Source organism: Microcoleus sp. B3-D2 (assembly GCF_036705345.1).
In the GTDB taxonomy this organism is placed as follows: domain Bacteria; phylum Cyanobacteriota; class Cyanobacteriia; order Cyanobacteriales; family Microcoleaceae; genus Microcoleus.
In genome coordinates this window covers 19,093-32,827 of the sequence record NZ_JAUBUG010000057.1, presented here as the reverse complement: position 1 = coordinate 32,827, position 13,735 = coordinate 19,093, and the positions used below count along the sequence as shown (strand labels likewise).

The 13,735-nt window shown below is 49.0% G+C and carries 7 protein-coding genes; 6 read left to right on the top strand and 1 reads right to left on the bottom strand.

All coding sequences use genetic code 11. The annotated features are described in order from the left end of the window. Positions 1–144: 144 nt before the first annotated feature. From QUB14_RS20525 to QUB14_RS20515, 3 genes are all read left to right on the top strand, one after another. Complete coding sequence (locus tag QUB14_RS20525) at positions 145–2,208, top strand: ATP-binding protein (RefSeq protein ID WP_333218790.1); 2,064 nt, start codon at positions 145–147, stop codon at positions 2,206–2,208. Continuing rightward, positions 2,205–4,412, top strand: coding sequence for a WD40 repeat domain-containing protein (locus QUB14_RS20520; protein WP_333218789.1), 2,208 nt, complete (start codon positions 2,205–2,207; stop codon positions 4,410–4,412). The genes QUB14_RS20525 and QUB14_RS20520 overlap by 4 nt, the downstream gene beginning before the upstream one ends. Positions 4,413–4,529: 117 nt before the next feature. Then, a complete protein-coding gene (locus QUB14_RS20515) occupies positions 4,530–4,739 on the top strand; it encodes a hypothetical protein (protein ID WP_333297298.1) in 210 nt (69 codons plus the stop codon). 270 nt (positions 4,740–5,009) lie between these two features. Here QUB14_RS20515 and QUB14_RS20510 read toward each other — a convergent pair whose 3' ends face one another. Next, positions 5,010–7,571: a PhoD-like phosphatase gene (locus QUB14_RS20510; protein WP_333297296.1), complete on the bottom strand. Its 2,562-nt coding sequence runs from the start codon at positions 7,569–7,571 to the stop codon at positions 5,010–5,012. 145 nt (positions 7,572–7,716) lie between these two features. On the opposite strand from QUB14_RS20510, the gene QUB14_RS20505 reads away from it, so the two are divergent. The 3 genes from QUB14_RS20505 to QUB14_RS20495 all read left to right on the top strand — a co-directional run bounded on the left by QUB14_RS20505 (position 7,717) and on the right by QUB14_RS20495 (position 13,291). Further along, positions 7,717–9,879 (top strand): CBS domain-containing protein, encoded by a 2,163-nt coding sequence (locus tag QUB14_RS20505; RefSeq protein WP_333218786.1) that lies wholly within the window; start codon positions 7,717–7,719, stop codon positions 9,877–9,879. A 936-nt stretch (positions 9,880–10,815) separates the two neighbouring features. Then, positions 10,816–11,682, top strand: a complete 867-nt coding sequence (gene bchL / locus QUB14_RS20500) for a ferredoxin:protochlorophyllide reductase (ATP-dependent) iron-sulfur ATP-binding protein (RefSeq protein WP_006634709.1) — start codon at positions 10,816–10,818, stop codon at positions 11,680–11,682. Between the two features lie 34 nt (positions 11,683–11,716). Further along, complete coding sequence (locus QUB14_RS20495; RefSeq protein ID WP_333218785.1) at positions 11,717–13,291, top strand: DUF5331 domain-containing protein; 1,575 nt, start codon at positions 11,717–11,719, stop codon at positions 13,289–13,291. The last annotated feature ends 444 nt before the right edge of the window (positions 13,292–13,735 follow it).

The window sequence follows — 13,735 nt, the reverse complement described above, 5'->3', positions numbered from 1 at the left end:
TCTTGCCCGCCCAAAATCAACAGGCAAGATGCCTGTTCCACAGTAGATTAAATTGATTGTGGGGTGGGCATCTTGCCCGCCCAAATAAATACAATTTAGCTCCTGGACAGCTTATCAACTTTTGAAAAGAGGAATATTTATTTTATGCCACTAATGGACTTAGCTAATTTTAAAACTAGGGTAATTGGATGCAGTGCGGTGATGGCTATTGGACAAGTTATTTCAAGCGCGATCGCCAATCCGGCAACTCAAGCAGCAGCGGGTATTATCGGCGGCCCGATCGCACTTGGGGGAGTTTCTATCTTAGCGGCGATTGCTGGTAGTCTCGCTGAGACTATGGCCGCTGATGAACTGGCAAATCGGATGACGGAAGGGTTGAGCAAAAATCCGAGGATTCTCGATAATCACGATTTGATTAAGGCGGCGGGTGAGGCGATCGGCTATATTTTGAGAGAGGTTGCGAAGTCCGATCGCCTAATTGCGATCGCCGAAACCAAAAATTTGCCTTATCCAGAAACAGCACTCAGTCAATTAGCCGAGAAAACTCCTGAATACTGGCTGGATATTAACACGAATACAGCCGACTTGTCAAGGGGTTTAAATATTTCCGAAGACCAGTTAACCCTGATTTTTTCTGCGGATGCCGAAGAGTTCGATCGAGTTACCGGATTGACAACGGCAGATTGGGCCACTTTCCTCAACGAATTCGCGGCCAGCGAGGGCAAATCCTTCGATGCGGAAATTGTGGAATTTGTCGCGGCCAAGCTGTACGCAACTTTCCCGAAAGCGTACCGCGAAGTGCTGAAACTGGATGCGGCGAAGGGAGGAGAAAAGTTTGCGGCGATGCTGTTGAATCTGCACCAAATTGCTTTAGCTGAACTGAGAGATTTGGGGCTGCAAAATGGAGAAATTCTGCACAAATTGGAGGCCGTGGCGACTGGGCAGCAGATTTGTCAAGTGATGGGGAAATTGGAATCCATAGAAATTGGCATCCGCGACGATTTGGCGCAAATTCGGGCATTGCTGGAAAGATATATCGATCCTGCTGCGCCGAGTTTGCCGATTCCTGTTAAGTCAGAGACGATTATTCAGGACCGAATTAAAGACTTTACCGGTCGGAAATTTGTGTTTGAAGCAATTAATGAGTTTCTGAGGACAAAGCAAAAAGGCTATTTTGTTTTGCAGGCGGAACCGGGTGTTGGGAAAAGCGCGATTATGGCTGCCTGTGTGGTGATGTTGAAGCGCCGCTGCGTTACTCATTTCAACTCGCAACCGGACGGGATTGTTAGCGCTGAAACTTTTTTGGAAAATGCTTGCACTCAGTTAATTGAAGGTTTTGGCCTTAAAGACAAGTACCCGCGTCTGCCGGAAAATGCCCTGAAAAATAACAACTTTCTAGGCGATTTACTGAAGGAGGTTAGCGCTAAGTCTAGCAGTGACAAAAAAATTATTTTTGTGGTGGATGCGCTGGATGAAGTTGACTGGAAGGCTCAAACTAGCGGTAGCAATGTTTCGTATTTGCCTAATGATTTGCCGGATAACGTTTATTTTATTGTCTCGAAGCGGCCGGAATTTCTGACAATGCCGACAGCTAACAAGACGGTTTTTGATTTAATGAAATACAGTACAGACAGTCTCAAAGATGTCGAGGCTTATCTGGCAAAACGCACGGAGAGAAGCCAGTTGATTCAGGATTGGATTAAGGGTCGAAATTTGCAGCGGGAACAGTTTGTGACGGCGGTAGCCCAAAAAAGCGAAAAGAAATTTATCTATCTCCGCCACGTACTTGATGAGATTGAAGGTGGCACGTACAATGATGTGAATTTAAATGATTTGCCAGCGGGTTTGGAGGAATATTATCAAAAACACTGGGGACAGATGATGGGCATGGGCAGGGAAAACGATCCTCTGCTGGAATTGAAGGTTAGGATTATCTATTTCCTGTCGCAAGCAGAGGAACCTGTTTCTTGTCGCTGGTTGGCTAAATCTGCCGGCGATAAAAATGTTATAAAAGTACAGCAGGTGCTCGGAAAATGGAATTCGTTTTTGCGACATGAGAAAGTAGGGAATGAAACTCGATACACTATCTATCACAACAGTTTTCGGCAGTTTCTGGAAGCAGATGAAACTGTGCAGTCGGCTGGACTAACACTGGAAGATATTAATGATGACATTTGTGATAACGCTATAGACGGAGCGCCGGTATGAGCGAATTAGGTGTGTGGTTGGCGCAGCAGTGTCAGGAAGATCGAGATTTGCTGTTGAAATATCAACCGAAGAGATTTGCGAAACGGGGGAAGCTTGACCGTTATTGCGCTTGGTTGACGGATTTCGGTTTTATTGAGATGAAACTGGATTTTTTGGGGGTACAAGCGCTAATTGAGGATTACGATTTGGCGAGGGTTTCTGATGTTTTGTTGTCGGAGGGGCAAACTGAAACACTGAAGTTGATTCAAGGGGCAATTAGGAAGTCGGCGCACGTTTTGGAGCAGGATAAAACGCAATTGGCTGGGCATTTGTGGGGGAGGTTGCTGGATTTTGAAATGCCGCAGATTCAGGAGTTACTGGAGGCGGCGAAGGAGTCGAAAGATCGTTCTTGGTTCCGGCCTTTGAAGGCTAATTTAGAGCGGGCAAATGAAGGGGCATTGCGGACGCTTGTCGGTCATAGTAGCGTGGTAACAGGAGTGGCGATCGCACCCGACGGTCTCACGGCGATTTCCGCTTCAGGGGATAACACCCTAAAAATCTGGGACACCAAGACAGGCACCGAACTGCGAACCCTCACCGGTCATAGTGGCGAGGTAAATGCAGTGGCGATCGCACCCGACGGCCTCACGGCGATTTCTGCTTCAGATGATAAAACCCTGAAAATCTGGGACACCGAGACAGGTGCCGAACTTAGAACCCTTACCGGTCATACTAGCTATGTAAATGCAGTGGCGATCGCGCGCGACGGCCTCACGGCGATTTCCGCTTCAGGGGATAATACCCTGAAAATCTGGGACACCGAGACAGGTGCCGAACTGCGAACCCTCACCGGTTATACTGGCGGGGTAAATGCAGTGGCGATCGCACCCGACGGCCTCACGGCGATTTTCGCTTCTTGGAATAATACCCTGAAAATTTGGGACACCGAGACAGGCTCGGAACTCAAAACTCTCACCGGTCATACTAACTGGGTACGGGCAGTGGATCTCGCACCCGACGGAAAAACAGCGATTTCCGCTTCAGATGATAAAACCCTGAAAATCTGGGACACCGAGACAGGCTCGGAACTCAAAACTCTTACCGGTCATAGTACATCGGTAAATGCAGTGGCGATCGCACCCGACGGTAAAACAGCGATTTCCGCTTCTTGGGATAATACCCTAAAAATTTGGGACACCGAGACAGGCTCGGAACTCAAAACTCTCACCGGTCATAGTGACAGGGTAAATGCAGTGGCGATCGCACCCAATGGAAAAACAGCGATTTCCGCTTCAACGGATTACACCCTGAAAATCTGGGACACCGACACAGGCTCGGAACTCAAAACTCTCACCTGTCATAGTACATCGGTAAATGCAGTGGATCTCGCACCCGACGGAAAAACAGCGATTTCCGCTTCTGGGGATAATACCCTGAAAATCTGGGACACCGAGACAGGCTCGGAACTCAAAACTCTCATCGATCATAGTGGCGCGGTAAATGCAGTGGATCTCGCACCCGATGGAAAAACAGCTATTTCCGCTTCAGATGATAATACCCTGATAATCTGGGACACCGAGACAGGCTCGGAACTCAAAACTCTCACCGGTCATAGTGGCGCGGTAAATGCAGTGGATCTCGCACCCGACGGAAAAACAGCGATTTCCGCTTCTTGGGATACCCTGAAAATCTGGGACACCGACACAGGCTCGGAACTCAAAACTCTCACCGGTCATAGTGGCGCGGTATGGGAAGTGGCGATCGCACCCGACGGAAAAACAGCGATTTCCGCTTCAATGGATAATACCCTGAAAATCTGGGACACCGACACAGGCTCGGAACTCAAAACTCTCACCGGTCATAGTGGCGCGGTATGGGCAGTGGCGATCGCACCCAATGGCCTAACAGCCATTTCCGCTTCAGATGATAACACCCTGAAAATCTGGGACACAGAAAGCGGCACCCAACTGAGAACCCTCACCGGTCATACTAGCTGGGTAAGAGGAGTGGCGATCGCACCGGACGGCATGACAGCGATTTCCGCTTCATGGGATTACACCCTGAAAATCTGGGATTTGCTTAGCTGTAAAGAGCTCGCTAGCTTCAGCGGAGAGTATGGATTTAATTGCTGTGCGATCGCCCCTGATGGAGTGACAGTTGTAGCGGGCGATCGATCGGGCCGGGTGCATTTCCTGCGATTGGAGGGAGTTAGCGACGGGCGATAATCCAAGAAACCGGGTTTTTGCCCTAATCTGTGGGTTGTACCGAAGTATTGCGGAAAAAACCCGGTTTCTGGGCCACCCGCCGATCCAAGAAACCGGGTTTTTGTCCGAATCTGTGGGTTGTACCGAAGTATTGCGGAAAAAACCCGGTTTCTGGGCCACCCGCCGATCCAAGAAACCGGGTTTTTGTCCGAATCTGTGGGTTGTACCGAAGTATTGCGGAAAAAACCCGGTTTCTGGGGCCCCGCGATCGGGTTTTTGGTGGAGGGGCGATCGGATTTTTTGGTTGATGGGCGATCGAATTTGAGAGAAATGTGCGATCGAATTTGATTTGTTAGTCCGTTAGTTTGTCCGCGCAGGGAAAGCCAGTTGGTTCGCCCGCGAGTCCGCCAGGGGTTGAAACCCCTGTCTCAAAGCGAAAGTCCTCTCAAGAGGACTGAAGATTTAGTTGATGTACATCGGTTTGAGGCGAATCTTTAGTCGGTTTCAACCGACTTTAGCTATGAGACGGGGGTTTCAACCCCCGGCGGAAACTGCCACAAACGCATCACAATATTGTACCAATATCCAAATCCCCGACTTCTTCAAGAAATCGGTAATCTAATCATCCTCATCCAATCCCAGCGGCACAAAATATTGACTGTAAACCACACTATCTGGCTCCCAAAGTGGCCGCCAATAAACATTTTGCATCACCGCCTTCTCCCCATCACCATCAGCAGGCCACTGAAAACTGACGATCGCAATATTGCTATATCCCACAATCTCATCACCCTCTTGCAGCCAGCGATTGCGCCACAACAGCGATATAAAATTCCACAACCTATGCAGCAGTGACAATTGTTTATTTTTATGCGATCTACTTGACGGAGTTCCCTTTTCTAGCTTCAAAAACACCCGAGCTCTTTGGCGTTTAATCCAGTCAATCCGATAGCCCCAATCAGGCAGAGATTGTCTATTTCTGAGACCAGCCGCCACAGCCTTCTTTCTGGTCATCCTCGAAATATTCATTAATTCCAGCGGCTCATTCCATCCCAAACATTGGTGCGATCGCTCAGGAAGCAACGACTTAATCTTAGTATGAACTAAATGCGTTTTCCACTCCTCATTGATAAAAGCACTAGCAGTCAACTGCGCCAGCACAGAATATTGACAACTTGACTTATAATTCGCCCCCCCCAAAGGCTCAATATTCGGTCGAGAATCGCCAAAATGACAATCATACCAATAACTCAGTCGCACAGCAGCAGCATAGTGAATATCCCCCGTCAACACAATCACGCGATCGCGCTGTTTAAAAAATTCCACCAACAGCTTCACAAAAGCCAACTCATGAAAATTCCAAGCATCCCCCGCATCACTACTAAAAACCTTCCCCTGTGCCAAATCCCACTTTTGCACCGCATCAATAAGCCACAAACCCACCAAATTTGTCGGCACAACCACCAGCGTCGCCTCAATCTCAAACTCCTCAGTTTTATTCAGCAAATCCGTCTCCTTCAAAGGTTTCTGAATTTGCTCCTCAAAACCTTTGTGAGTCAAAAGCATCGGCGGATCCATCGGGCTTTCCATCGGATAACCCCGCCAACTCCGCGTATCCAGCACAATCACTTCGTGCTTAAAATTTCTCACAGTAAAATGCCAATTCAAAACCTCATTTACACCCTCGTCATCTCGATCCAAAATAAAAACATCTTCATCTAATTTAAACTTCGGTAAATGTGTTTTCGGATCGAGCCTTGGAATTCCTAAATACAAAGCCGCATCCTCCCAAGCAGAAACATCAGTTCCCGCCGAAACAGACCATTTTTCAGCAGCCTTTAATAATTTATCTCCCGGTTTTTCCCGATCGAACTGTGCGGGCGTATTGCCCCAAGCCTGAAACACAGCGTAAGCCACCAAAGCATTCTGGACCACCCGCCGTCCCAGCGGCTTCCCCAGCACCCGGTAACACCACTCTCGATTCAAATAAAAATCGTCGCTAACATCATGGTCGTCGCAAATCATATAAGTAGGAATATTCGCTAGCGCCCTTCTCACCCTCCACAAATTGCGGGCAAAACCGTCAAGTTCAACAACTTCTCTATCCCAGACTTTTGCCTGCTTAGAATTTTGGCGAATATCCTTACCCTTCGGAAAACGCGCGCACCAAAGTATCGGCGACCAAACTAACAAATACATCGCGCAATATTCCCCCAAACTGAACAAGTGACTTTTAGCCTTGTCCGGTTTATTCACCAACATCGCCGTAAAGCCGCCAAAATCTCTGGCAATATCGCTGCGAGTCCCCGGCTGTAACTCAATTGGTTTTTTGTACTGATACTCATCAGCCTCAGAGAGTTTCTGAATAGGGGACTCTTTAAAAATTTCCCTCTCTTCGCCAACTGCATTTTCGTTTTGCGAATTTTTAGGTATACTGATACACAAATTCTTTTTAATTTGGGCATCATCCATCAGGGGTAGACTTTCTTCCCAGCCCAACAGTGTATCGCCAGCATCAGTCAAAGCCCACAGCATCGCATCGGCCACGTCGTCGCCATAAATTTGGTCGCCGGTTAAAAACAGTTGGTGGGGCCTGCTATTTGCCGTACCTGCAAACTGTTCGATCGAATTATCCAAGATTGGCAGCGCATCTCTGCCGTCTCCGTGGGGCTTGCGACAAGAACCGTGAACGATACGCAAATAGTTTAAATCGTTCGGTGGCAGGGCAAAAGTCGGCAACTGGTGAGCGAAATAACTAATCGTGTCCCGTCCCAAAGCCGACAAATCCGGGGCGGCAGGCCACAGGCAAGAAATGAGATTTTCTTTCTCATTTTCTGCGACTGCCACCCCCGACGGCGACTCGCTACTCCCAGCAAACTTGATGTCATAAGCATAAATTTGCCCGGATGTCAAGACATTGCTATTAATTGGTTTAGCAGTCACCGCCACTACGTGCAGGTATTTGCCGAGCTGCACAGTAGAGTTCGCACCTTGGAGCAAGGGTCGATCGACAATTTCGCCGGTTCCGCCCTCTGTCGAATAAACCTTGAGTTCGACTCGGCGGGGTGCTTTCAGAGCCAGCCAAACTGTCACGGCCCGACTTTCAGTCCGGCGCAAAATCGGGCCCGCAAGGATAAGCGGCAAGTGATGAATTCGATGACTTAAGGGAGTCCACGACATAGAATTTAAAAAATAAAAATTAAATAAGGGTGTTCTAGCAATCAGATTTTAGGCGAGCCAGCATCTGTGACCGGGTTAATTAATGCTAAGTCTGCCAACCCCCGTCTGCAACTTTGTAACAACTCATTAAGTAAAATTAATAATCATGCTACAAGAAGAAAAATTACAGCATTTCGTCAATTCAGCCCCGCAATTGCCCGTAATTAAATCATCAGAACCCGCCGGACGGCCCAACAGCCAACCGCTCTACTCCTCACCTTTAGATCGGGCGATCGACCGCCACCCCCTCACCGTCGCTCCAGAAACCCCGATCGCCCCAGTGTTGGCTCTCATGAACCCGATGCGCGTCTCCTGTCAGCTTTGTGGGGAAAAACAAAACGCTGTTGCTAGCGCAGCCAAGCGCAGTTGCGTCATAGTCGTGGAAGATAATCGACCGATCGGCATTTTTACAGAACGGGATATCGTCAAGCTAACTACCGTCGCAGCTTGTACAGTCGGACTGACAATTGCTGATGTAATGACTCGATCGCCCATTACCCTCAAACAATCCGAGTCTCAAGATATTTTCACAGCTATGTTCATGTTGCGCCAGCACCAGATCCGGCATTTGCCCGTAGTGGACGAGGACTCGCGACTTCTGGGCATCATCACCCGCGAAGCGATTCACGAAGCCCTGCAACCGATTAACTTGCTAACCAATTTGCGCTGTGCAGCAGATGTCATGACTAAAGAAGTCATTTCTGCCCCAACAACTGCCTCAGCCCTCGATTTAGCCCAGCTCATGGTCAAGCATCGAGTTAGTTGCGTCGTCATTGTCCAAGAGCAAATTCAGCATCCCGAGCTGGCGATCGCACCAACACCAAATTATCAAATTCCGATCGGCATTGTCACCGAGCGCGACATCGTGCAGTTTCACGCCCTCGAACTCAACCTCTCGGAAATCCCGGCTGCAATGGTCATGAGTGCGCCTTTATTTTGCGTATCTCCCGCCGATTCCCTCTGGAGTGTCCACCAGTCCATGCAGCGGCACTGCGTCCGCCGTTTGGTAGTAGTTGGCAGCCAGGGAGAACTTTTGGGCATTGTCTCTCAGACAAGTTTGCCGCAAGTTTTTAACCAATCTGAAATGTACGGGACGATCGAGCTTTTGCAGCAAGCAGTGGACGATCGAGCCACCCAATTGCAGAAAGCCAACGAACTTTTGCAGCAAGAAATTTTAGAGCGGCAGCGGGCCCAAGAAGCCCTGCGCCAAGCTCACGACGACTTAAAAAAACAAGTTGAAGAACGCACCGCTCAACTTTTAGAATCCAATGAATTGTTGAGACGGGATATTATCAAGCGCCAGCGAGTCGAAGAAGTGCTGCGGCGAAAGCAAACTTGCTTGAAAAATCAAGCGCAGCAATTAGAGGAAACTGTGCGAAAGTTGCAGCAAACTCAAACTCAATTGGTGCAAACCGAAAAAATGTCTTCTTTGGGACAAATGATTGCCGGTATCGCTCACGAAATTAACAATCCTGTTAATTTTATCTACGGCAACCTTTCCCACGCCAGCCACTACATCAAAGAATTGATCCAACTGTTGGAACTTTACCAGCAGCACTATCCCGAACCAGTCTCGGAAATTCGGGAAGCAGCAGCAGAGATGGAAATCGATTTTTTGGTAGAAGACTTATCTAAGCTAGTGTCTTCTATGCAAGTAGGAACCGAGCGCATCCGCCAAATAGTTGTGTCGATGCGTAATTTTTCGCGATCGGATCAATCTAACGTCAAGCTCGTTGACATTCACGAGGGACTCGAAACCACTTTGTTGATTTTGCAGCACCGACTCAAAGCCCACGGCGGACATCCAGCTATCCAGATTATTAAAGAATATGGCAATTTGCCCCCCATCGAGTGCTGTGCCGGTCAGATCAATCAGGTGTTCATGAATATTATCGGCAATGCTATTGATGCTTTGGATGAAGAAATCCAGAAAGGAGAATGGGCGACGAGAAATGCGAAAAATTCAGCCCTGTCAAATCCTAATTCTCCATTGACTGTTCCCACTATTACAATTCGCACTGAAGTTGTGGGTGGCGATTTTGTGGCGATCCGCATTTCCGACAACGGGCGGGGCATACCGGAGGAGATTCGCCGCCAATTATTTGACCCGTTTTTTACTACCAAACCAGTCGGCAAGGGCACTGGGTTGGGACTGTCGATTTCTTACCATTTAGTCGTCGAACAGCACGGGGGGCGGCTCGACTGCGTTTCGGAAGCTGGACGGGGCACTGAATTTGCGATCGAGATTCCGATTGTCAGCGGTCATTAGTCAGCAGTCATACGATTTTAGATTTTAGATTTTAGATTGAACAATTTAAGGATGGGAAATGACTCATGAAGCCCGGGGTTTGGATCGCGGGCCTACAGTTGCATTCTTTTTTTCAACTGGTATCAGTAGTGATGGGGAAGACATCATATTCTCCCACTCCCCCACTCTCCCCATGCACTCTCCCTCTGGCCGACTCACTCCCCCACTCTCCGACTTTCCACCATTTCCTAAAAATTCACAATTTTTTACAAAACACCAGAAACCCAAGCAAAGTCAATCTTTCCCAATCTAAAATCTCAAATCTAAAATCTAAAATCCCATAACTTTGCCCTCCCCTGACCCAACTGATCCGAACTCACTTCGAGTTTGCCTCATCCACTAGCGCCTTTATGACCGTTCCAGTTACCCGCACAAGCCATCAACTGCCTGCATCCTAGCCCCAAAGCCAAAAGCCCAGATTGTTTTAGAAGTTAATTTTTGTTTTATTTTTGTACCTCTTTATATTAAGAAAGTATTCTAAAATCAATTTAAAAGCTAAAAAAATTATAAAAATAGATTTTTGTCTCAAAAAACCCGTTAAGATTCTCACAGGTGCAAAATAAACCAATTTACTAGCATTTTCATTTACACGCCCCCTTTCTTTTCCTCGCAAGTTAGCTAATAATGCTTTCAACGAGGTGACTAAGGGCTGAGTCCAAAATTGGCCTAACCCAAAGACGGATACAAGCCCCAAACAAAAGTCGTCGAGATCGAAAATTTTAGTTAGAGAGAAGCCCCAGATTCATCTGTGGAGTCCATTCTTTAATCTCAAATCTGAAATCTCAAATCGACTGACAGTAAGGGAATTGCAATTGGGCTATTGCAATTGGGCGATCGAAAAAAAGCATGAAAAGCCAGCCCTCATCGTTTTGATAGAAACCTATAGGAGAACAAAGAGTGAAACTCGCAGTTTACGGAAAAGGTGGAATTGGCAAATCGACAACAAGCTGCAACATCTCCGTTGCCCTAGCCAAGCGCGGCAAGAAAGTTTTGCAAATCGGTTGCGATCCAAAGCACGACAGCACATTTACCCTCACTGGCTTCTTGATCCCCACAATTATTGACACCCTTCAGCAAAAGGACTATCACTACGAAGACGTTTGGCCCGAAGATGTCATATACAAAGGCTACGGCGGCGTTGACTGCGTAGAAGCAGGTGGCCCTCCCGCAGGAGCTGGCTGCGGCGGCTATGTAGTCGGTGAAACCGTCAAACTCCTCAAAGAACTCAATGCCTTCGACGAATACGACATCATCCTGTTCGACGTGCTCGGTGACGTAGTGTGCGGCGGTTTTGCAGCCCCCTTGAACTACGCCGATTACTGCATGATTGTTACCGACAACGGGTTCGACGCTTTATTTGCAGCCAACCGCATCGCCGCCTCAGTCCGCGAAAAAGCCCGCACTCACCCGTTGCGGCTCGCCGGTTTAATTGGCAACCGCACCTCAAAGCGCGACTTGATCGACAAGTACATAGACTCTGTACCGATGCCAGTGCTGGAAGTGCTGCCCCTGATTGAAGACATCCGCGTTTCTCGCGTCAAAGGCAAAACATTGTTTGAGATGGCCGAAAGCGATCCTTCCCTCAACTACGTCTGCGATTACTACCTCAACATCGCTGACCAGATTTTGGCAATGCCCGAAGGAGTAGTGCCCAACGACACGCCCGATCGCGAATTATTCGCCTTACTTTCAGATTTTTATCTAAATCCAGTGCAACCGGTGGTCAAGAAGGAGGAAGATGAGCTAGACCTGATGATGGTTTAATAGGTCTAGCGATCAGGATGAGGATAAAGAGGTTATGGCTTTTTTTGATACTTTTTCAGTTGCTCTCAAACAGAAGTGGTTGGACTACTACCAGGTAAATCGGGCTTGGCTGCTCCTGCACATGACGGCTGACAACACGGTCGCCACACCCGACGGCGGGAAAAGGCCTGTTTCTTACCTCATCCTGGGAATTGCGGCTGCCCTGGAGCCGGAACTCCAGCAATTAATGCTGCCCTTCTCAAAACTCAAGCCGGATGCAGACAGCCTGATCGAAGTGTTGGGGCTAAATTTTGACCCGGACATAGCGCTGGGTATGCCCTCAAATATCGCGCCGCAGACGGCCGGCACATCTCCAACACCCGCAGCAGCTCAAACTGCAACTGCTGCACCTGCAGCAGCTCAAACTGCAACTGCTGTACCCGCAGCAGCTCAAACTGCAACTGCTGCACCCGCAGCGGCTCAAACTGCAACTGCTGCACCCGCAGCGGCTCAAACTGCAACTGCTGCACCCGCAGCAGCTCAAACTGCAACTGCTGCACCCGCAGCAGCTCAAACTGCAACTGCTGCACCCGCTGATGCCAAATCTAATAAATTGGGCGGTGCGGCCTTAGCAGCAGCCGGAGTAGTCGCCGGAGTCGCCGGAGCCGCCGGTCTGGCTGCTGCTGCGTCAGCACTGAGCTCCGACGACGAATCCTTCGATGAGTTTGAGGAAGACGCCGTATCCGACTTCGACCTGGGCGATGACGAGGAAGACGCCGTATCCGACTTCGACCTGGGCGATGACGAGGAAGAAGCAGTCTCCGACTTCGACCTGGGCGATGACGAGGAAGAAGCAGTCTCCGACTTCGACATGGACGACGATGAGGAAGAAGCAGTCTCCGACTTCGACATGGACGACGATGAGGAAGAAGCCTCGGCTTTGGACGGTCTCGACCTCGGGGACGATGAGGAAGACGCGGTATCTGACTTCGATATGGGTGACGATGAGGAAGACGCCGTATCCGACTTCGACCTCGGCGACGACGAGGAAGATGCCGTATCTGACTTCGACCTAGGCGACGACGATGAGGAAGATGCCTCGGGTTTGGGCGGTCTTGACCTCGGCGATGACGAGGAAGAAGAAGCCTCGGGTTTGGGCGGTCTCGACCTCGGCGATGACGAGGAAGAAGAAGCCTCGGGTTTGGACGGTTTCGACCTCGGCGATGACGAGGAAGAAGAAGCCTCGGGTTTGGGCGGTCTCGACCTCGGCGATGACGAGGAAGAAGAAGCCTCACAATTTGGGAGTTTGACCTCTGGAGATCTCGAAGCGGGGATTTCCGATCCGTTTGGGGAAGAAGATGCAGAGTTTGTCGCCGAAGAAATACCCGATCCTTTTGGGACAGCGACCTCAGATGACCTAGACATGGATCTGGGCGACTTGGACGATGACGGTATTGACGATTTCTCTGTATCTGATGACGATGACCTCGACGATCTCGGACTCGACGATCTGGGGGAAGCAACTACCGGAGATCCCGATGAAGATGATTTAGATGCTCTAGGTCTCGGTGATTTGGATTCCGACGATGAGGATGAAGAAATTTCTGGCTTTTTGTCGGATTTTAAGTGAGGTTGTTGCGATCGCCCGCATCTGTTCTAGTCTTGAAGTTTCCCGCTCTAGTTGTGAGTTGTGAGTTGCGAGTTGTTAATTTTTAATTAGCTCCACCTCACAACTGCCAAAAGGATTTTTGCCTTAGCGAGTTGAAGAAAACTAAATCCCTGCTGTGAGGGATTATAAGCCCTCGCGCAGAATTTTTTAGCTCCAATTTTGGATGCTGCGGCTGGGGAAATATTGAGTTGGCTGCATCTATTTTTCAGAGGAATTAGCCCAAAAATAGGTATTTCTATTTATTGTTGACTGTGCGTCGCGATCCGGCAAAACAGGTGTTTTCTCGCCACTGCGCCTGTTCGCGATCGAGAGGAAAAACAACCTATTCCTCTCCTGGGCGAGATCGCCGAGACGATCGCAAAATCCAGGTGTTTCCTCGCTCCGCCGCAAGTCCTGTTCGAGACG

Excerpts from the sequence above, each read along its gene's own strand:
- QUB14_RS20495 (WP_333218785.1), top strand. The coding sequence starts at position 11,717 with ATGGCTTTTTTTGATACTTTTTCAGTTGCTCTCAAACAGAAGTGGTTG.
- QUB14_RS20505 (WP_333218786.1), top strand. The coding sequence starts at position 7,717 with ATGCTACAAGAAGAAAAATTACAGCATTTCGTCAATTCAGCCCCGCAA.
- QUB14_RS20520 (WP_333218789.1), top strand. The coding sequence starts at position 2,205 with ATGAGCGAATTAGGTGTGTGGTTGGCGCAGCAGTGTCAGGAAGATCGA.
- QUB14_RS20510 (WP_333297296.1), bottom strand. The coding sequence starts at position 7,571 with ATGTCGTGGACTCCCTTAAGTCATCGAATTCATCACTTGCCGCTTATC.
- QUB14_RS20525 (WP_333218790.1), top strand. The coding sequence starts at position 145 with ATGCCACTAATGGACTTAGCTAATTTTAAAACTAGGGTAATTGGATGC.